A 19,478-nucleotide genomic window follows, 5' to 3' on the forward strand; every position below is an offset into this window, starting at 1 on the left:
TCCTGCCTACCACGTTCAGGTCAACAGCGATTGACCTAAAAGGGTGGTATTTCCGAAGTCACCCCACGGGCGGGCCGGCGACCAGTGCCACCGTCGTCAGCACGGCGACGACCAGCACCAGCACGACCGCGAACATCCACGGATGCCGGAGGAACCAGCGCAGCAGCCGGTCGATCGGCCCGCGGTCGCGGGGGTCGTCGCCCGCCTCGGTGCGCCAGCAGCCCTCGAGCAGCCGACGGCGCTCGAGCACCGCGTCCATCACGAGGGTGCCGTAGGGCGGCACCGCGGTGAGCGCGGCCACGACGATCAGCCACCAGGTCCAGCGCTGATTCAGCCCCACCACGACGGTGGTGACCACGAAGGCGATGAACACCGTGCCGTGGGCGAGCCCGATCGCGAAGAAGAACGGCACCTCGGCGCCGGCCGCGTACCGGGCAACCATGGCAGCGATCAGGGCGGTCCAGGTGACGGCCTCGGCGATGGACACGGCGCGGTACAGCAGGCGGGGAGACATCCGCTCCAGCCTATCGGCGCCCGATGTCCGGAAACGCGGCAAAGTGGGCGCGAAACGCTCCGGCGTCGGCTCGCGCCGGGAGTCGGGATGCGGGACCATCGAAGCCTGGCGCGACGTGGCTGCCCGGCCACCGCGCCGGAACCGGACTCCCCGGGCCAGCACGACGAGCGGCGAGGAGGTGGCGGGTGGGCGATCGACCGCTCCTGGCCGCCTACCTCCGGGCCCGCCGAGACCTCGTGCAGCCCGAGGACGTCGGCCTCGTGCGCGAGGACGGGCGCCGGGTACGTGGCCTCCGCCGCGAGGAGGTGGCCCGTCTCGCGGGCATCAGTCAGGAGTATTACCTGCGACTGGAGCAGGGTCGCGACCATCAGCCCTCCCTGCAGGTGCTGCAGGCCCTGGCGCGGGCCCTCCGGCTCGACCATGACGGCCTGAGCTACCTCGTGCGCCTCGCCCGGCCGGCTCCGCCGCCCGCCGACCACGCTCCCGGGCCCTTCCTGGAACTGCTGCTCGAGCAGTGGCCGCACACCGCCGCCTACGTCAGCGACCGGCATCACGACGTGCACGCCGCCAACGACCTCGCCCGCGAGATGGCACCCGGGTACTTCGAGCCCGGCGTCAACCTGCTGCTGGCCCTGTTCGAATCGGCGCCGCGGGAGCCGGTCGAGGTCTGGGAGGGCGCGGCCACGACGCTGATCTCCGCGCTCCGCTTCCAGGCCGAGCCGTCGAGTGCGCGACTGCAGGAGATCGTGGGGGCGCTGTCGGTCGGCGACCGCGAGTTCCGCCGGCTCTGGAGCAGGCACGACGCGCATCCGCAGAACTCGGGGGTCTCGCCCACCTTCATCGACCCGATCGGCTGGGTCGAGTTCCGCTGGCAGACCCTGGAGATCCCCGGCGACGCCGGGTACTACCTGACGGCGTTCTACGCCGACCCGGGCAGCCCGGCCGCCCTGGCGAACGAACTGCTGCGCCACCGCGCCGCCGCGCGGCTCACGCCGTCTCGCGGTGCGCCGAGCGGAACCGTCGCTGGTATTCCGACGGCGTGACCCCGGAGCGCGCGACGAACGCGCGACGGAGCGCCTCGGCCGAGCGGTAGCCGGCGTCGGCGGCGGCGCGACCCACCGTCGCCCCCGACTCCAGGCTCCGCGTCGCGAGGTCGAGCCGCATCGCGTTCACGAAGCCGATCGGCGTCGTGCCGAACTCCTCCCGCATCACGCGCGTGACGTGGCGCGGGCTGACGTTCGCGTGCGCCGCGAGGTCGGCGACCGTGCAGGGCCGGGTCGGATCGGCCGCCACGTAGTCGGCGATCGACTGCGCCACCGGCGTGCGCGCGGCCGATCCGCGGAGCGACACCGAGAACTGGGACTGGCCGCCCGAGCGGCGCAGGTACACGAGCAGCAGCTGTGCCACCGCCCGGGCGTGGTCGGGACCGAGGTCGTCCTCGACCAGCGCGAGGGCGAGATCGATCCCGGCAGCGACGCCGGCCGAGGTGGCGACCGGTCCGTCCTTGACGAAGATGGAGTCGGGCTCGACCTCGACGGCCGGGTAGCGGGCCGCCAGCAGTGCGGTGAACTTCCAGTGGGTGGCCGCGCGGCGGCCGTCGAGCAGACCGAGGGCGGCCAGCGCGAAGGCGCCGCTGCAGATGGAGGCGACCCGGCGGGAGCGCTCGGCGAGCATCCGCACGGCGTCGAGCAGCTCGGGATCGGCGAACACCTGGGGCGCCACCTCGCTGCCTGGCACGATCAAGGTGTCGAGCTCTCCGGCGTCGGCGGCCGAGCTGGAGACGCCCACCCGCATGCCGAGGGAGGTGACGATGTCGCCGCCGTCGGGTGAGATCAGCACGATCTCGTAGCTGTCGATGCGCTGATTGGCCTCGAGGAACACCTCGGCGGGGCCCACGAAGTCGAGCGTCTTGACGTGGTCGAACACGAGCACGCCGATCCGCCGTCGGCGCGGCGAGCGCCGACGTGCGGCACCGCCGCCGGTCCCGTGCTCCACGGCCTGCATCTGAGCTCCTCGCCTCGCGATTCTGGATGGGCTGCTCCAATTGAAGCAGATGGCGGGCGTCGGCGGGCGGGTTCGACCGACCATCCGACGATCGTCGCAGTGCTGCTCGACCGAGGCTCTTCCCGATCGGCCCTCCGGTGGCGTAGCGTCGTGGCGTCGAAGGGAGCCGTGATGGCCGGAGCGGTGCAGGCGATCGATCCCTCGGTGCCGCCGAGCGGTGCCGGGTGCGTGGAGTGCGATGAGACGGGCAGCTGGTGGCTGCACCTGCGCCGGTGCGCCGCCTGCGGGCACGTGGGCTGCTGCGACGACTCGCTGAACAAGCATGCGACCGCCCATTACCGGCAGACCGGGCATCCGGTGATGCAGAGCTTCGAGCCGGGCGAGGACTGGTTCTGGGACTACGCCACCGAGGACTACACCGACGGGCCGCGGCTCGCCGACCCGCAGAGCCACCCGCGGTCGCAGAGCGTGCCGGGGCCCGCCGAGCGCGTGCCGGCCGATTGGGAGGCGCTGCTCGGCTGAGTGGCGCTGCTCGGCTGAGTGGTAGCGGAAGGGCCACGCGCCTCGCCGGACGGGCTTCCTACCCTGAGGGCATGAGAATCCAAGACGTCGTCGACGAACTCGCCGAATCGCTGGGTCGCTCCGTGGTGGTCAACGATCTCGCCTATCGCCCCCTGGCCGCCAGCGAGCAGGGCGACGAGCAGCGGGAGCGGCTGGCCGTGCCGATCCGCGACGAGTCGGGCACCGTGGCCATCCTGTGGCTGCTCACGGGCGACCTGCCGCCGCTCACCTCGGCGGACTACGCCGCGATCGAGGCGGCCGGATCGCTGCTGCGCGGACTGCTCGCGGCCGAGGGGGAGGACGCCGGGGAGGGCACGAGCCGGCCGGCCGTGCTGCGCCGCCTGCTCTCGGCCGACCCGTCGACCAGGCGTCGCGCGTTCTCCGACGCCGTCGCGAAGCGGTTCCTCGAGCGCGGCCCCGGCACCGTGGTGCGGGCCGTCATGGTGGGCCTCGACCGCTCGCACGTGGAGCGCGTGGCGTTCGGGCGTCACCTCGGCGCCCTCCGCTCCCCCGGTTTCGCCTTCCTCGGCGAGTGCGGCGACGCGCTGATCGTCGTGGGCCGGGCGGGTGATCGCGAGGCGCTCGACGCCACGGTGCGCCGCGAGGCGGCGCGCTACGGCATGCCCGTCGCCGCGATCGGCTCGGCCCACCACGACCGTGCCGACGACGACCTGCAGACCGCCGTCGACCAGGCCTGCACCGCCGCCGCGATCATCTCGGCGCTGCCGCAGCTCGGCCCCGGCGCCGACATCAGTGAGCTGGGCGCGTGGGCGATGCTGTCGGCGATCGTGGGCGACCGGCGTCAGCTCGCGACCTTCTCCCCCGCGGCGCACCGGCTCTGCGTCGAGGGCGACCCGCTGCAGCGCACCACCGTCGAGACCTACCTCGACGTCTGCGGGCAGGTGCGGGACGCCTGCGAGCTGCTGCACATCCACCGCACGACGCTCTACTACCGCCTCGAGAACATGCCGGAGGTCGTGAAGGCGGCGCTCGACGACGGGATGCAGCGGAGCACGCTGCACCTGTGCCTGAAGCTGATCCGGTTCTGGGAAGCGACCGGGCGGGCGTAGATGGGCGAGATCGACAGCGTCGCCGCCAGCGCCGGCCGGGCCCCCGGTAGCCCCGGCCGCGCCCCTGCCAGCGAGCATCCGCGCACCGTGCACCTGTACGGCGAACGACGCAGCCGCGACGCCTACGCCATCCGCGACTTCCTCACCCGCAGCGTCGTCGACTTCACCTGGACGACGCTCGCCTCCGACGAGCAGTGCCGGAGCATCCTCGGCGTGCCGCTCGCCGCCGCCCGGCTGCCGGTCGTCGACCTGCCCGACGGCACCCGGCTGAGCGACCCCGGCCTCGCCGAGATCGCCACCCGCCTCGGCTGGGTGGAGGCGCCGAAGCTCGCCGAGTACGACCTGTCGATCTACGGCGCCGGCCCCGCCGGGCTGTCGGCCGCCGTGTACGCCGCGTCCGAGGGCCTGCGGGTCGTGGTCGTCGAGCGCGAGGCCGTCGGCGGCCAGGCCGGCTGCAGCAGCCTGATCGAGAACTACCTCGGCTTCCCCCACGGCATCGCGGGCGCCGATCTCGCCGAACGAGCCAGGCAGCAGGCCGTGGAGTTCGGCGCCGAGCTGCTCATGATGCGGGCCGGGGTGCAGGGTGAGTTCCATGACGGCCGCATCCACGCCCGGCTCGCCGACGGCAGCACCCTCGTCGCCCGCTCAAACATCTGCGCCACCGGCGTCGAGTGGCGCCGCCTCGGCCTCGACCGCGAGGACGAGCTGCTCGGCCTCGGCGTCTACTACGGCGCCGGCACGAGCGAGGCGCCCGAGTGCGCGGGCGAGCACGTCTTCGTCGTCGGCGGCGGCAACTCGGCCGGTCAAGCCGTGATGAACCTGGCCGCCCATGCCGCCCGGGTCACGATGCTCGTGCGCGGTGCGGATCTCAGCGCCACGCTCTCCAGCTACCTCGCGACGCGGGTGACGGCGCAGGCGAACGTCGACATCCGCCTCGACACCCGCATCACCGCGCTGCACGGAGACGACGCGCTGACCGGGCTGACGCTCGAGAACAGCCGCACGGGGTGGCGCGAGGAGGTCGCGGCGTCGCGGGTGTTCGTGTGCATCGGCGGGGCGCCCGACACGGAGTGGGCGAAGACCACCCCGATCGTGCGCGACCGGCTCGGCTACCTCGTGACCGGACCCGACCTCACGGCCGACGACCTCGGCGTCTGGCCGTTGGAGCGGCCGCCGTTCTTCCTCGAGACCAGCGTGCCGGGGTCGTTCGCGGCCGGCGACGTGCGGCAGAACTCGGTGAAACGCGTGGCGTCGGCGGTGGGCGAAGGGGCGATGGCCGTCACCTTCGCGCATCGGTACCTCGCGGAGACGTTCGGATGAGCGGCGTCCGCCCGTCGCCGGCCGCTCCCGATGCCGCCGCACGTCGCTTCGCGGTCGCCCACGGGCCCGCCTTCTGGATCGTGGCCGTCACCTTCCTGCTCGTCATGGCCTACTCGACCGTGCCGACGCCGCTCTACCCGCTCTACGAGCAGCGCGACGGCTTCCCGCCCTTCGTCGTGACGATGATCTTCGCCGCCTACGCCGTCGGCGTGATGGTGAGCCTCTATCTGGCGGGGCACGTCAGCGACTGGCTCGGCCGGCGCCGGGTGCTGCTCGTGGCCGTGCTCGTGTCGGCGCTGTCGGCCGTGCTGTTCCTCTTCTTCACCGAGGTGCCCGGGCTGCTCGTGGCGCGCTTCGTCAACGGCGCGAGCATCGGCATCCTCACCGCTACGGCCACGGCGCATCTCGGCGAGCTTCGGGCCCGCGCGAAGCCCGACGAGAACAACATCGTCGCGGCGTCGGTGTCGGGCGCCGCGAACCTCGGCGGCCTCGCTCTCGGGCCGCTGATCGGCGGGCTCTTCGCCGAGTTCCTGCCCGACCCGCTGATGCTGCCGCACCTCGTGTTCCTCGTGGTGCTCATCGTCGCCGCCGTCGTGCTGCTGCTCGTGCCCGAGACGGTCGACGTGCCCACGGGCGACGACCGCCCGCGGTACCGCCCGCAGCGGCTCTCGGTGCCCGCCGGCTCGGGCCGCGCCTTCGCCGTGGCGGCGTTCGGCGCGTTCTCGGCCTTCGCCGTGTTCGGCCTGTTCTCCTCGCTCGCACCGACCTTCCTCGTCGTGACCTTCGACTCCCCCGACCACCTGCTGGCGGGCGCCGTGTCGTTCTCGGTGTTCGCCGCAGCAGCCCTCGGGCAGCTCGCCCTGGTCAAGCTCCGGATGCGCGCGCAGCTCACCATCGCCCTGCTCGGCTGCACGACCGGCCTGGTGCTCGTCGCCGCGGGGGCGCTGCTGCCCGTGCTCGCGCTGTTCCTCGTGGGCGGGGTCGTGGCCGGGCTCGGGGTGGGGCTGCTGTTCAAGGGGGCGCTCGGCACGGCGATCGGATTGGCCGACCCGAAGCGGCGGGGCGAGACGCTGGCGCTGGTGTTCCTGATCGCGTACGCCGGGCTCGCGGTGCCGGCGCTCGGGGTGGGCGCGGCGCTGACGTTCGTGCCGGCGATCGTGGCGCTGGTGGTGTTCGTGGGGCTGGTGCTGGTGGCGACGACGGTGGCGACGGTGGTGATGCGGCGGCGGGCTTAGGGCTTTTTGGTCTCTCTTCAGTGGCCGGCCAGGGCGGCTGCTTCGCTGAGCCAGCGGCGGTGCTGATCCCACGGGTCGGTGGCGCCGGCGCGCAGCACGTCGATGTGCGCCAGCAGCGCGTCGTGCTCGTCGAACCACTCACGCCCCGCGCGGTGGGCGGCGAACTGCTGATGTCGCTGCTGCTCCAGACGCCGGTCGCCGCGCTCGAACGCCAGCAGCTCCTCGTAGCGCAGCTGCCCCAGCCGCGAGCGCGGGTTGGCCGACGTGCCGATCTTGATGCGCCCTCGAGAGCGGATGTAGTACACGACGTCGACGCGCACCGGCCGCGCATCCGGGTCGGGATGATCGTGCAGCCGCCACTCGCACACCGCGCAGAGCCACCCCGACGGCCACCGCACACCGAGCCGTGACCCGCACGCCGGACACGGCGACGGCAGAACGTCGGTCACCCCCACCTCGCCGGCCACCCACTCGGATGCGCGGAGCAGGTGCTCCTCGCAGAGCCCCAGCCCCGCTTCGACGACGACGGTCGCGCCGCATCGGCCTTGGGCCGTTCCCGTACCCGCGCCCGTACCCGCGCCGAGACCGGCGCCCGGGGCGAGCGCCCCGCACCCGTCGACCGCCGCGGGGTCGCGCTGATCTGCCATGGCGTCACGGTACCCCGGGCCGCCGACACCGGCGCGCGTCGGCGCCGGCGCGCGGGTCGGTTCAGGCCGCGACGAGCTCGATCTCGACCCGGGCGCCGAGCGGGAGGCCGGCGACGGCGACGGTGGTGCGGGCGGGATAGGGCGTGTCGAACATCCGCTCGTAGACCTCGTTCATGGCCGCGAAGTCCTCCATCGAGATGAGGTAGACGTTCACCTTGACGGCGTCGGCTAGGGTGCGCCCGGCGGCGGCGAGCACGAGGCCGAGATTGGCGAAGACCCGCTCGGTCTGGGCGGCGATGCCGCCGTCGACGAGGCGTCCGGTGGCGGGGTCGATGGGGGTCTGGCCCGAGAGGTAGAGCAGCTCGCGGCCCCCACCCGAGGCGGCGTGCGAGTAGGGGCCGACCGCGCGGGGCGCGTCGGGGGCGTCGAGGGGGCGTCGGGGCATGCCCCGATCCTGCCACGGCGGCTGCCGCCGCCGCTGCCGCCGCGGCTGTTGCTGTGGTCATTGCTGCGGCCGGTGCTGTGATCGCGCACCCGGGTGGGGGTACCGGGGCGCGCCGGCCCGGACACTGTGCAACACCCCGCCCGAGCAGGAAGCGCTGGATGTCGGTGGTCGACCGTAGGGTCGGAGCGGCCGTGGCGGTGCGGTCGGAGAGGAGCGCGGGCGTGCCCGAGAGCATCGACGCCTGGTGGTCGCGACGCCAGCGCTCGAAGGGCAGCGACGTGCCCTACGCCGTGGGCACCTACCGCGACGACTGGGCCCGCTACCCCGTGCTGGTTCGGCAGTACCACCCCGATTTGAATCGGATGATAACCCTCACCCAGGTCCCGCCCGCGGCCGACGTGTACCTCACCTGGCAGTGCGAGTCGGGCCACATCTTCATCGCTACTCCTGCCGAGCAGCGCTCCCGCCCCGGAGGCGGCCAGCGCCGCCGCTCCGTCTGGTGCCCCACCTGCTCCGACCTCGCGGCCCCCCGCCGCCCGCCCAAGCCCTTCCCGGGCCCCTCGGTCCCACCCGACGGCCCGACCGCCACCCACTCCCACCACTCCTCCCCCTCGGTCCCACCCGACGGCCCGACTGCGCACAGCTCGCACCGCCCCTCCCCCTCACCTTCCTCGCCCGGCAGTCCGCGCCACCGCTCCCCCGGCTCTTCCGGAGGCCCACTCCGCGCAAACCCACACGATTCTTTCCCCCCGGCCGCCTCCACCGGAGACCCATCCGTCGGCCCACACCCGGCCGGGGGTGGGCGGCGCTCGGGGCGGGCGCGGGCCGCGGGGTCCACCGTGTATCGGGGGGCGCCGAGGTCGGGGCGGGCAGCTGATCCGGCGCCGCCGGTGCCGCCCGGGGTGTCGGCGGCGGGGCGGCGGGCTCGGCAGGGAATCGTGCGGCTGGCCGGCGTCCCGTTCATCGTGCCGCCGCTTCCGGAGGTGCCTCCGGTGAGCGCCGGGGTCGAGCATCCGCCACCGCCCTCGATGGGGCTGCCGGAGACCGAGACCGGCAGCGGGATGGAGCTCCGGAGCGAGGACGTTCGCACCGACCCGCGGCATCGCGCCGGCGACCCGTTCCACAGCACGCGGGCGCCGCGCACGGCGTCCGCCGCCGAGGCCGATCTGCGCGCACGTCTGAGCGAGCGCTTCGACCTCGACCTGTCGCCCGAGCGGGCGAACGCCGTCGCGGTCACCCGGCCGTTCTTCGGGCGCACGGAGGTCTGGCCCGACATCGTCATCCCCGAGCTGCGCGTCGCGATCGAGTACGACACGGTCGGCCGCTTCGGTCTCGAACACGTCGGCCCCCGTGAGGACACCGACCGCCGAAAGGACCGGATGCTCCGCGCCGTCGACTGGGAGGTGATCCGCGTGCGCTGCGGCAAGCTGCAGCCGATCGGCCCCCACGACATCGTCGCGTCGGGCGTCACGAACCGCGTCGTCGACGACCTCGTCGAGGTCCTCCGCGCCATCCGCGGCGACCTCTTCGTCAACGCCTACCTCCGCTGACCCCGCGCGCTCCCCTGCCCACCTGCTCAGCCCCCGGATAGGGCGAGCGGCCATGCGGTCTGCCCTGTGCCCACCCGCCGGCAGATTGGTGGACTGGTGAACTGGCGAAGTGGGGTCTGACCTGTGCTCACCCGCCCACCAGACTGGCGAACTGGCGAAGTGGGGTCTGACCTGTGCCCGCAGGCCCACCGCCGGACTTCGGATCTGGCGGTCGGATCTGGGAATCTGAAGATCTGGCTGGTGCCGGCCTGCCCGCCGTGATGACGGTCGCCGGGCTCGGAAGCAGCGGCGACTAGCCTGAACGCATGGAGTGGGTGGACCGGGTCGGGCTGACCTTCTGGGTCGTCGTGGTCGCGGTGGTGCTCGTGGTCGGCGCAGTGATCGGCTGGCGACTCATCCGGATAGCCGCAGCCGCCCGACGGGGCGAGTTTTCCTCTGGCCCGAAGCGAAATCGCACCGGAGGCCCCAGGTCGCAGCGATCTCCGTCGGCGCGCGGCAGCAGCCTGCGCCCGGACGCAGCGGACCGGGTCTACCTCCTCGACGACACCCCGCCGAGCTCGGCCGACTTCCCCGAGCGTCCGAACGACGACCTGGATGCGACTGGCCGGTAGCACCGTGCCGCCGGGCCGCAGTGTCGGCGGGAACACGCCGCAGACGGTGGACGCGCCGGCAGTAATAAGCCGCTCAGGCGGCGCGGGGTGGGGAGGCGCGGGTGAGGGCCGCGTCGAGTTCGGCGAGGCCGAGGGCCAGGAGGTCGGCGTCGAGCGCGCCCGTGTCGGCCTGGTGGGTGAGCGTGTAGAGCTCGAGGCGCAGGCGGGCGGCCGCTGCCGGGGAGGGGCCGGCGATCGCGTCGATGCGGGAATGGAGGTGGCGGCGGTGGGTGATGAGCGGTGCCGTCCAGATGCTGGTCGTCATGAGAGGTCTCCTCGCGGTGGGTGGGTCGCCCCCGGCGGCCCGTGCAGGTCACCGTAGGCGAAGGGGGTGGGGCGAGCATCCGATGTGACGCGGTCGCGTCGTCATGTGTCGATTCGTGACGGGCACGGGCACGGGGACGGGCACGGGCACGGGCACGGGGCGGAACACCGGAGCTCGGAGGAATGCTCCCGCAGAGCCGCCCGGGAACGAGGGGCTGGACCGAGAACGGTGGAAACGTCTTACGCTGGATGAGGTGGTGCAGGACAAGAAGCGAGACGACGGGCGGACGGCCGATCCGCGGCTGAGGGCCGCCCGCTACCGCACGGGCAGCGACACCGGCACCGACATCGACGGCGAATCCGACGACGCCGGGCGACCGACGATGGAGCAGCGGTCGCAGTACGTCGAGATCCAGATCGCTCAGGCCATGCGCCGCGGCGACTTCGACGATCTGCCGGGGGCCGGCAAGCCGCTGACCGGGCTCGGCGGCACCTACGACCCGGACTGGTGGATACGCCAGAAGATCGAACGCGAGCGCCTGACCGGCCTGGGGCCCCCGGCACTGACGCTGCGCACCGAGGACGCGGAGCTCGAAGGTCGGCTCGACGCCATCCACAGCGAGCACGGGGTGCGCGAGGTGATCGCCGACTTCAACCGGCGGATCGTCGAGGCCCGGCGCCAGCTGCAGGGCGGGCCACCCGTGGTCACGGCGACACGCGACGCCGACGAGGAGGTCGACGCGTGGAGGCACCGGCGCGAGGAGCGCGGACGCCTGGCGCGGGAGGCCCGCGAGCGGGAGGACGCCGAGCTCGCCGCCCTGCCGTGGCGCGAACGACGCCGTGCCCTCAGGGCTCGTCGCCTGCGCGACGGCTGGTGACGCTGCGACCCGCACGCCGTCGATCCGCCACGACCACGACCGCGACGACCAGTAGCCACCCCACCACCGACGCCACCCCCGCCCCACCGGCCTCCCGCACGACGATCCCGAGCGACCCCGGCCAGCTCGCGTTCCCCGACAGCAGCACCAGCACCGCCGTGATCCCTCCCCCGACCACCACCCCCAGGCCGGCGAGCAGCAGCGCCGCCGCGACGTGCCGCGCACCGCGCCGCACCAGCCACGCCGCCACCGGCACCCAGACGACGAGCCCGCACACCGCGTAGGCACCCGCGGTCCCCCCGAGCACCCCGAGCGCTGCGCCGATCGACATGTCCCATCCGCCGCCGCCCACGCCGACGCTCACGAGCAGCACGACCACGCCCACCACCGGCCAGGCGATCACCCCGAGAAGCAGCCTCTGCACGCCACCATCGTCCCTGACCCGGGTGTCCGGTGGGTGAACAGGATCGTCGCACGCAGAGGGGCGACGCCCCCTACCCGCACCAATCCGCCTGGAACCCCGGCACCCCCCGCTCGACCGACCCGTCGGCGACCGCCACGAAGTACGTCGTCATCTCCGAGTACCCCGGCAGCGCGTACCCGTCCCCCACGGCCCCGGCCGCGATGGTCTCGACCGCCAGATACTGCCCGTTCGGCGACAGGCAGAAGCTCCGGATGCGCGACCCGGCCGCCGCGGGCCGGTAGAGCTCGCGGGTGCCGTCCGCATCCGCGTAGAGGATCACCGACGACTGCGCCGCCGACCCCGACGAGTAGTCGACCGCGTCGTACTGCCGCACCGTGGCCCCGTTCGGCAGGGTGGCGATGGCGGCCGGGTAGAGGGCGGGATCCGCATCCGGAACCGCCTGGTCGAGAGGCTCGACGACGCCGTCGGCCAGGTCGATGGTCGAGGTGCCCGCCGGATCGGCGACCACGAGCTTCAGCCCTCCGGCGAGGAAATCGCGCATCTCGACGTGGCGCCCGAGCGGGGTGGGCCCGCCGCTGCCGAGCGGGTCGATGAGGTAGAGCTGCTGGTCGGTGCTCTGCGCGACGAGCGACGAACTGCCCGGCACGAACTGCCAGTCCACGACCCGGAGCGGCGCCCCGTCGAAGCCGGTCACCTCCTTCGGACGCCCCGACGCGTCGAGCGGGTCGAAGGTGAACAGGGCGTTCTGATAGTCGCGGCCCTGCGCATCCGTGCCGCCGTTCACCGTGTAGCCGAAGAGGCCGGCCGTCGTCGAGGCGTGCAGGTTCTGGATGCGCGATCCCGTCGGCGTGAAGACCGTCGCCGGCGTCGCACCGGCCTGGGAGACCGCGAGCGTGCTGCCGCCTTCGGCATCGAGCAGGATCACGGCCAGCGCATCGCCCGCGACCGCGTACTGCTGGATGCGCGGGGCTTCGAGCACCACGTCGGTCGACGAGTCGGCGCCCGAGGACAGGCCCGAACGCAGGATTTGGTCGTCGGGCTTGTCGGCGCCGGCCGCTGCACCTCCGCGTCGGAGGAGGCTGTAGACGTCGATGTCGGGCGTGCGGAACGAGTAGTCGATCGAGCCCGTGAGGCCCGTGCCCTCGCCCGTGACGCCGTCGACCCGCACCTCGTAGTCGGTGGCGTAGTCGAGGATGCCGCCGAAGGTCAGCGTCACGTCGGCACCCGACGACTCGACCGAGAAGGGGGTCTCGGGGATGACGCTCACCTGGGCGGCGTCGACCGGTTGCAGCGACTGGTCGGCGTGCAGCACGAGGCGCTGGTCGGGGCGCGCGATCGTGGCGGCCGGGTTGACGGAGCCGGCCTGGAGCGTCGGGCCGCGAAGCACGGCGGCGGTGCCGAGACCGGCGGCCGCCACGGCCAGCACGAGCAGGGTGGCGGCGCTGGTGCGACGGAAGCGGCGGAACTGCGAGCGCTCGGCCCGCGCGCGCGGGGCGCCGGTCAGCGGGAGTCGATCGGCCCGCACGCGGTCGGGCCGCGGTCGGTCGGGCGGCGGCGTGCGATCGGCCATCAGTAGACGTACGGCTCGGCCGGCTGGTCGACCGGCGTGATCTCGGCCGGCTCGAAGACGATGGCCTGCGCGCTCGCGGTGCCGGGGTTCGTTCCGAAGGTGCCGGATGCCTCGACCCACGAGTCGACCGCGTAGCTGTCCTTCCATCCCGGCAGGTAGACGGGCACGCCGACCGGCTGCGCGTCGACGGCGCAGCAGGTGACGACGAAGCGGGCTACGTAGAAGACGTCCTCGGGCGCGTCGGGGTCGGGGGTCACGAAGCCGGTGAGGGTGGCGGTCTTCCCGGCGAAGTAGTCCTCGCCCGCGCCCTGGCGCAGCAGCGACGCCCAGTCCTTGATCGTGAAGCCCGAGGTGTCGCTGCCGACGAGCGTCTCGGTCGCGCCGGTGTCGGTGACGGCGGCCGAGGCGTTCAGGTCGCGCTGGTCGACGGTGGCGGTGGTGAGCGTCGACGGCGGCACGATCAGCAGGGCTCCGACGGTGGCGGCGATCACGACACCGGCGGCGACGGCCCACACGGTGTCGCGACGTCGGCGGGGGCCGGGGGCGGCGGGCGGATGCTCGTGGTCGGCGTGCCCGTCGTGCTCGCCCTCGCCCTCCCCCGCCCCCGGCACCACCGAGAACGCCGCCAGCACCACGACCCCCGCGAGCACCGCCATCACCACCGTGAACTCGTAGTACCGCGGGTGGATGTACAGCCCCAGCTGCCCGGTCACGGCGAGCCAGATGATGGCGACGATCCCCACGAGGGAGAGCAGGATGCCGCGCCAGCGGGTCAGCAGTCGGTCACGCAAGAAGGTTCACTCCGAATCCGAGGGCGAGGGAGGCGAGGGCCACCACCGCGACGAGCCGCACGAGGGCGCCGGTCGTGAAGGTGGTGCGCAGCAGGGTGATCATCTTCACGTCGACCATGGCCCCGAAGACCAGGAACGCGACGACACCGCCCGGAAGGAAGGTGGACCCGAACGCGAGGATGAAGAAGGCGTCGACGTTCGAGCAGATGGCGATCACGAAGGCCAGAATCATCAGCGCCAGCACCGACCAGATCGGGTTGCCGCCCAGCGCGGTGAGCACGTCGCGCGAGAGCCCGACCTGGATGGCCCCCGCGATCGCCGAGCCGACGATCAGTGCCGGCAGCATCGTCGAGGTCTCGTCGGCGAAGGCCACCACGCCGCGGCGCAGCTTCGTCAGCTGACCGGCCCGCCCGTGCCCGTGGCCGTCGTCGTCGCCGACGCGGCAGGCCTCCTCGAAGGCGGGTGTCAGCAGCAGCTCCGGTCGCGGGTGCCGGCTGAACAGCCAGCCGACGAGGTTCGCGATCACGAAGCCGCCGGCGATGCGCCCGATCAGGATGCCGTCGTTCCAGCCGAAGGCCTGGTAGGTCGTGACGATGGTCACGGGGTTCAGGATGGGCGCCGCGAGCAGGAAGGTCATCGCCTCGGGGACGCTGAACCCCTTCATCATGAAGCCGCGGGCGAGCGGCACGTTTCCGCACTCGCAGACGGGCAGCAGCACGCCGACGAGCGAGATCACCACGCGCCGGAGCGCCGGGTTCCGGGGCATGATGCGGTGGATCACGTGGTCGGGCACCCAGAACCGCACGACCACCGAGATCAGGATGCCGAGGAACACGAACGGCAGCGACTCGATCACGACGCTCACCGAGAGGGTGACGAAGTCCCGGATGCGGTCGGGAAGCGCATCCGCCCCCCACGTCGCCGAGACGGCCCGGAGCACGAGCAACGCGACCGCGAGAACGGCGCCGACGACGAGACCGCGCAGCGCGGCCCGGGACCGGGGTGCCCGCGATCCGGGTGCCCGGGTGCGGGGCGGCAGCACGTCGCTCGTCACAATGACACAGCGTAGGGCAGCCCCGTCGCACGATCCTGGGAGAGCCGTGTCGGGGCGGCGGGCCTCAGACGAGGCTCGCGATGAGCCCCTCGACCCGCCCGCGGATGTCGTCGCGCACGTCCCTCACGACCGAGATCGGCTGCCCCGCCGGATCGGTGAGCTCCCAGTCCTCGTACCGCTTGCCGGGGAAGATCGGGCAGGCGTCACCGCAGCCCATCGTGATGACGACGTCGGCCTGCCGCACGGCATCGGTCGTGAGGATCTGCGGCACCGCGCCCGTGAGGTCGATACCCTCCTCGGCCATCACGGCGACAGCCGCGGGGTTGATGGCGTCGCCCGGCTCGCTGCCGGCCGAGAACACCTCGATGCGGTCACCGGCGAGGGCACGCAGATACCCGGCGGCCATCTGGGAGCGGCCGGCGTTGTGCACACAGACGAACAGCACGGCGGGTCGGGCATCGGTCACGACGGGCTCCTCGGGGTCGGTCAGCGACATCCTAGACGCGGCTGGTGAACACCCCTCCCCGGTAGACTGACCTCCGGTGTGCCGGGAAGTCTGGTCGGCGGGCGGTCGGGTGACCGCTCTCGATGCCCCACCGAGCCACCACCCGTGGCAGCAAGGACACCGCATGGCCGTCATCCGCTCCGAGCGCGTCGCCGCGTTCCTCCTCCTCGCCGCCGCAGCGCTCGGCCTGATCGCGGCGAACACCCCCGTCGGCCCCGGGTTGATGGCCCTGCAAGACACTCGCCTGGGCGTCCCCGGCACGCCCCTCGACCTGTCGGTCGGCCACTGGATCAGCGACGGCCTCCTCGCGGTGTTCTTCTTCGTGGTCGCCGTCGAGCTGAAGAACGAGTTCGCGGTCGGGCAGCTGAACTCCGTCTCGAAGGCGGTGCGCCCGGCCATCGCGGCGCTCGGCGGGGTGATCGTGCCCGCGCTGATCTTCCTGCTCGTCACCGCCGGATCGGGCTACGAGGGCGGCTGGCCGATCCCGACGGCCACCGACATCGCGTTCGCGCTCGGGGTGCTCGCGGTGTTCGGGAAGGGCATCCCGTCGCGGCTGCGCATCTTCATCCTGGCGCTCGCGACCCTCGACGACATCGTCGCGATCCTCATCATCGCCGTGTTCTTCACCGCCGACCCGAACCTGCTGCTGATCGCCGCGGGCGCAGTGGGTGTCGCCGTGTTCGGTCTGCTGAGCCGGCTGCTGGGCACCAGGTTCCGGATGCTCGTGGCCGCCGCCCTGGTCGTCACCGCCGCCCTGACGTGGTCGCTCGTCTACCTCTCGGGCGTGCACGCCACGATCGCCGGTGTCGCCCTCGGGCTCGCCATGGCGCGGAAGCACGCCCTGCACCTCCGCCACCACCTGGAGCCGATCACGAACGGGGCCATCCTGCCGCTGTTCGCGTTCTCGGCCGCGCTCGTCGCGATCCCTCAGGTGGCGCCGAGCGAGCTGGCGGCGCCGTTCTGGGGCATCCTGATCGCGCTGCCGGTGGGCAAGCTGATCGGCATCGGCTTCGGCGGGTGGCTGTCGAGCTTCGTCGGGCCGCGCGAGAGGCGGCCCCAGCTGTCACTGCACGGGCTGCTCGCCGCGGGCGCGCTCGGCGGGGTGGGGTTCACGGTGTCGCTGCTGATGAACGAGCTGGCGTTCGCGGGGCAGCCCGAGGTCGCCGACGAGGGCACGCTCGCCGTGCTGCTCGGGTCCAGCATCTCCATCGTGGTCGCGGCCGTGCTCGTGTCGACGCTCGCGGGCACGCACCGACGGCTGCGCCGCCTGCGACTCGAGGCCGAGCGCCGTATCGCCGCCGCCTGACGCCGGCCGGGCATCCGGCGCCCTACATGAGGCCCTGCGCCCCGAGCTCCCAGCGGATCGACTCGGCCACCCGAACCGCGTACTCGGGCGTCATGTGCACCTGGTCGTAGCGCGTCGGGATCGTGCCCGCGAAGGCCGGGCAGAAGCCCTCGACGCAGGTGAAGCCGAGCGAGCTGACGACGTGGTCGCCCGTGCCCTGCGCGGCGACCGCGGCGGTGAACGAGTTCTGGAAATCGTTCCACGCGCCGTCGACCCCGGCCGTGCAGTCCTGCGGGCTCTTCACGGGCGAGTAGCAGGCGCCGAGGTTCGCACCCAGCGGCGGCGGGGCGAGGTAGACGACGTGGCCCGGCGTGTCGAAACGCGACGCCAGCGAGAGCGTGGATCCCACCAGCTGGGCGACGGTCAGCGGCTGCCGGTCGGCCGCGTTGCCGAGCGCGTAGGCGTTCGACACCACGACGAGCTGCGGCGCGTCGGCGGCGATCTGGGCGGCGACGTCGGCCTTCCGCTGCGGGCAGGCGTCCATCACGCCGTCGCCGTCGTTCTGCACGAGCACGTCGGTGAAGCGGCAGCCGTACAGGCCGACGGTCGTCACCTTCCACTGCCCGCCGCTGCGGTCGGCGATCTCCCGGAACGCCGGCGCGTAGGCCAGCGCCGTCGAGTCTCCCACGAGGTACAGATGGTTCGGGGCGTCGCCGCTGCCCCAGGTGCAGCGCCCGAAGTCGGGGGTGCCGCCGAGGTCGAAGCAGCCCTTCGCGGGGTTGCGGCTGGATGTCTCCGAGATGGCGGCGTCCATCGAGGGCGAGAGGTTCGAGGGCCACTCGGTGGCCGAGGCGGCGTTCCAGAGCTCGGCCTGCAGCTCGTCCTCGGGGTTCACGGGGGCGGCGTCGCCCGGCTGGTCGTCGCCGGTCGCTGCGGGTTCCGGATGCCCGTCCCCACCCAGCCCCGCCGCGGGAACCCCGCTCGGCACCGCGAGCGGCAGCGGACCCTCGCCCTTGACCGAGAGCTGCACGGTCACGGCGACGACCACGACGATCACGACCAACCCGAGGCCGGCGCCGAGGAACTGCGCGCCGAAGCGCTCGCGCCAGGCCTGCCACGCACCGCGGCGGGCGTCGCGGAGGCGCCCGCGGTCGTCGCGGTCGCCGCGGTCGCCTGCCTCGGGTTCGACGTTCTGCCGCCCGGTCGGCGAGCCGGCGGGCGTCGACGCAACGGGCCGCGAAGAGGGACTCGCAGACGCCGGCACGGTCGCCGAGGCGGAGGCGGAGGCGGCCAGCTCGGCGCGGAGCCGCGCCCGCTCCGCCTCCGCGGCCAGCGCGCGGGCACGCACCCGGTCGGACACCGGCGACCCCGCCCGCGCGGCCACAACCGCACGCGGCGGTTCGGAGGCGACGGCGACCGCGGGCCGGGAGGCGACGACGGGGGCGTCGTCGGTGTCGGTCTCCCGAGCATCCTGGCTCTCGACCGGCTCGGACGCGGGCTTTGCCGACCCCGTGGGCGCGGAAGCCACCGGCTTCTCGGACGCGGGCGCACCCGGCCCCTCGACAGCGGGTGTCGCCGGACTCTCGAGCAGCTCGCGGCCCCGCAGCCACGGCGAGCGGTGCAGCGGCTGCTCGATCAGGAAGTACGCCACGAGCGACACGGCGAGCGTCAGCGCCAGCACGGCGATCGTCACGGTGAGCGACTGCTCGGGCACGAGCAGCAGCACGAACACGAGCACCGGGAAGTGCCAGAGGTAGAGGGAGTAGGAGATGTCGCCGAGGAATCCGCTGACGGGGTTCTCGAGCGGGAACAGCCACGGCTGCCGCCCGCCGATGCCCGCCACGATGACCGCGGCGGTGGCGACCACCGCCGGAGCCGCCCACGGCCCCGGGAACGCCAGGCTCGAGTCGACCAGCAGCAGCGACGCGACGATGCCCCCGAGCCCCAGCCAGCCGAGCATGAACCGCACCGCCGTGGGCAGCCGGGCGAACAGGGGCGCGGCGACGGCGAGCAGCCCGCCGAACGCGAGCTCCCACACCCGGGTCAGGGTCGAGAAGTAGGCGACCGTGGGGTTCTCGGTGCTCTGCCACAGCGCCACCGCGAACGACCCCGCGGCCAGCGCCGCGAGCACCAGCCCGAGCACCACCCGCTGCCGCCGCATCGTCCGCTGTTCGTCCACCGGGCGAGCGGATGCCCCGTCCTCCGCCGCCCCGATCGTGACCACGCGCCGGCCGACCAGGGCGATGAGCAGCACCACGAGCACCGGCCAGACGAGGTAGAACTGCTCCTCCACCGAGAGCGACCAGAAGTGCTGCAGCGGCGACACCGCGTCACCCTGGTGAAAGTAGTCGGTGCCCTCGGCGGCGAACCGCCAGTTCGAGACGAACAGGAGGGCGGAGACGGTGTCCCAGGCGGTGGACCAGAAGCGCGGCTGATTGAACAGCAGCCACGCGAGGGCGGTGGTGACGACGAGCACCGTCACGGCGGCCGGGGCGATGCGGCGCAGGCGCTTGGCGTAGAAGCGGCCGAGCGACAGGGTGCCGGCGGCGGCGTCGCGCACGAGCAGCCCCGTGATGAGGAAGCCCGAGATGACGAAGAACACGTCGACGCCGGCGAAGCCGCCGAGGGGCCAGCCGATGACGTGGTCGAGGATCACGGCGATCACGGCGAGGGCCCGCAGCCCCTGGATGTCACGGCGGCGCGAGTTCATG

General features: G+C 73.1%; 20 protein-coding genes. 9 read left to right on the forward strand and 11 right to left on the reverse strand.

Going from position 1 to position 19,478, the window contains the following annotated elements; all coding sequences use genetic code 11:
- Positions 1-58: 58 nt before the first annotated feature.
- Positions 59-514 carry a DUF3817 domain-containing protein gene (locus NVV95_RS11480; protein WP_259486682.1) on the reverse strand — a complete coding sequence of 152 codons (456 nt, stop codon included), beginning with the start codon at positions 512-514 and terminating at the stop codon, positions 59-61.
- A 185-nt stretch (positions 515-699) separates the two neighbouring features.
- Between NVV95_RS11480 and NVV95_RS11485 the strand changes: the two genes are divergently transcribed.
- Positions 700-1,557, forward strand: a complete 858-nt coding sequence (locus tag NVV95_RS11485) for a helix-turn-helix domain-containing protein (RefSeq protein ID WP_259486683.1) — start codon at positions 700-702, stop codon at positions 1,555-1,557.
- Here NVV95_RS11485 and NVV95_RS11490 read toward each other — a convergent pair.
- A complete protein-coding gene (locus tag NVV95_RS11490) occupies positions 1,502-2,518 on the reverse strand; it encodes a GlxA family transcriptional regulator (protein ID WP_259486684.1) in 1,017 nt (338 codons plus the stop codon). The two genes, NVV95_RS11485 and NVV95_RS11490, sit on opposite strands and share 56 nt — an antisense overlap.
- Positions 2,519-2,689: 171 nt before the next feature.
- On the opposite strand from NVV95_RS11490, the gene NVV95_RS11495 reads away from it, so the two are divergent.
- From NVV95_RS11495 to NVV95_RS11510, 4 genes are all read left to right on the forward strand, one after another.
- Positions 2,690-3,040 carry a UBP-type zinc finger domain-containing protein gene (locus tag NVV95_RS11495; RefSeq protein ID WP_259486945.1) on the forward strand — a complete coding sequence of 117 codons (351 nt, stop codon included), beginning with the start codon at positions 2,690-2,692 and terminating at the stop codon, positions 3,038-3,040.
- Between the two features lie 71 nt (positions 3,041-3,111).
- Entirely contained in the window at positions 3,112-4,149 is a 1,038-nt protein-coding gene (locus NVV95_RS11500) for a helix-turn-helix domain-containing protein (RefSeq protein ID WP_259486685.1), read from the forward strand.
- Positions 4,150-5,469 (forward strand): NAD(P)/FAD-dependent oxidoreductase, encoded by a 1,320-nt coding sequence (locus NVV95_RS11505; RefSeq protein ID WP_259486686.1) that lies wholly within the window; start codon positions 4,150-4,152, stop codon positions 5,467-5,469.
- A complete protein-coding gene (locus tag NVV95_RS11510; RefSeq protein ID WP_259486687.1) occupies positions 5,466-6,704 on the forward strand; it encodes an MFS transporter in 1,239 nt (412 codons plus the stop codon). Before NVV95_RS11505 ends, NVV95_RS11510 begins: the two co-directional genes overlap by 4 nt.
- 17 nt (positions 6,705-6,721) lie before the next feature.
- On the opposite strand, the gene NVV95_RS11515 is transcribed toward NVV95_RS11510, so the two are convergent.
- Together NVV95_RS11515 and NVV95_RS11520 are read right to left on the reverse strand one after the other, a co-directional pair.
- A complete protein-coding gene (locus NVV95_RS11515) occupies positions 6,722-7,351 on the reverse strand; it encodes a GIY-YIG nuclease family protein (RefSeq protein ID WP_259486688.1) in 630 nt (209 codons plus the stop codon).
- A 61-nt stretch (positions 7,352-7,412) separates the two neighbouring features.
- On the reverse strand, positions 7,413-7,796 hold the full coding sequence (locus NVV95_RS11520) for a Rid family detoxifying hydrolase (RefSeq protein ID WP_259486689.1): 384 nt from the start codon (positions 7,794-7,796) through the stop codon (positions 7,413-7,415).
- A gap of 992 nt (positions 7,797-8,788) precedes the next feature.
- Between NVV95_RS11520 and NVV95_RS11530 the strand changes: the two genes are divergently transcribed.
- On the forward strand, positions 8,789-9,346 hold the full coding sequence (locus tag NVV95_RS11530; RefSeq protein WP_259486690.1) for a putative endonuclease domain-containing protein: 558 nt from the start codon (positions 8,789-8,791) through the stop codon (positions 9,344-9,346).
- Between the two features lie 305 nt (positions 9,347-9,651).
- Positions 9,652-9,957 carry a hypothetical protein gene (locus NVV95_RS11535; RefSeq protein ID WP_259486691.1) on the forward strand — a complete coding sequence of 102 codons (306 nt, stop codon included), beginning with the start codon at positions 9,652-9,654 and terminating at the stop codon, positions 9,955-9,957.
- A gap of 73 nt (positions 9,958-10,030) precedes the next feature.
- On the opposite strand, the gene NVV95_RS11540 is transcribed toward NVV95_RS11535, so the two are convergent.
- Positions 10,031-10,261: a hypothetical protein gene (locus NVV95_RS11540; protein WP_259486692.1), complete on the reverse strand. Its 231-nt coding sequence runs from the start codon at positions 10,259-10,261 to the stop codon at positions 10,031-10,033.
- A gap of 256 nt (positions 10,262-10,517) precedes the next feature.
- Between NVV95_RS11540 and NVV95_RS11545 the strand changes: the two genes are divergently transcribed.
- Positions 10,518-11,138: a DnaJ family domain-containing protein gene (locus NVV95_RS11545; protein ID WP_375163827.1), complete on the forward strand. Its 621-nt coding sequence runs from the start codon at positions 10,518-10,520 to the stop codon at positions 11,136-11,138.
- Here NVV95_RS11545 and NVV95_RS11550 read toward each other — a convergent pair.
- The 5 genes from NVV95_RS11550 to NVV95_RS11570 all read right to left on the reverse strand — a co-directional run bounded on the left by NVV95_RS11550 (position 11,107) and on the right by NVV95_RS11570 (position 15,473).
- Positions 11,107-11,562, reverse strand: coding sequence for a hypothetical protein (locus NVV95_RS11550; RefSeq protein ID WP_259486694.1), 456 nt, complete (start codon positions 11,560-11,562; stop codon positions 11,107-11,109). The two genes, NVV95_RS11545 and NVV95_RS11550, sit on opposite strands and share 32 nt — an antisense overlap.
- Before the next feature lie 70 nt (positions 11,563-11,632).
- Positions 11,633-13,132 carry a hypothetical protein gene (locus NVV95_RS11555; RefSeq protein WP_259486695.1) on the reverse strand — a complete coding sequence of 500 codons (1,500 nt, stop codon included), beginning with the start codon at positions 13,130-13,132 and terminating at the stop codon, positions 11,633-11,635.
- Complete coding sequence (locus NVV95_RS11560) at positions 13,132-13,923, reverse strand: TIGR03943 family putative permease subunit (RefSeq protein ID WP_259486696.1); 792 nt, start codon at positions 13,921-13,923, stop codon at positions 13,132-13,134. Before NVV95_RS11560 ends, NVV95_RS11555 begins: the two co-directional genes overlap by 1 nt.
- Positions 13,916-14,977, reverse strand: a complete 1,062-nt coding sequence (locus NVV95_RS11565) for a permease (protein ID WP_259486697.1) — start codon at positions 14,975-14,977, stop codon at positions 13,916-13,918. Before NVV95_RS11565 ends, NVV95_RS11560 begins: the two co-directional genes overlap by 8 nt.
- A gap of 64 nt (positions 14,978-15,041) precedes the next feature.
- Positions 15,042-15,473, reverse strand: a complete 432-nt coding sequence (locus NVV95_RS11570) for an arsenate reductase ArsC (RefSeq protein ID WP_259486698.1) — start codon at positions 15,471-15,473, stop codon at positions 15,042-15,044.
- A 133-nt stretch (positions 15,474-15,606) separates the two neighbouring features.
- Between NVV95_RS11570 and NVV95_RS11575 the strand changes: the two genes are divergently transcribed.
- Positions 15,607-16,788 carry a Na+/H+ antiporter NhaA gene (locus NVV95_RS11575; RefSeq protein ID WP_259486699.1) on the forward strand — a complete coding sequence of 394 codons (1,182 nt, stop codon included), beginning with the start codon at positions 15,607-15,609 and terminating at the stop codon, positions 16,786-16,788.
- Between the two features lie 22 nt (positions 16,789-16,810).
- Here the strand turns inward: NVV95_RS11575 and NVV95_RS18405 are convergent, their stop codons facing one another.
- The gene (locus NVV95_RS18405) at positions 16,811-19,477 is read right to left on the reverse strand and encodes an acyltransferase family protein (RefSeq protein ID WP_269909047.1); all 2,667 of its coding nucleotides are present in this window, start codon (positions 19,475-19,477) and stop codon (positions 16,811-16,813) included.
- Position 19,478: the final 1 nt, after the last annotated feature.

It is taken from the genome of Herbiconiux gentiana, from assembly GCF_024978135.1.
GTDB lineage: Bacteria > Actinomycetota > Actinomycetes > Actinomycetales > Microbacteriaceae > Herbiconiux > Herbiconiux gentiana.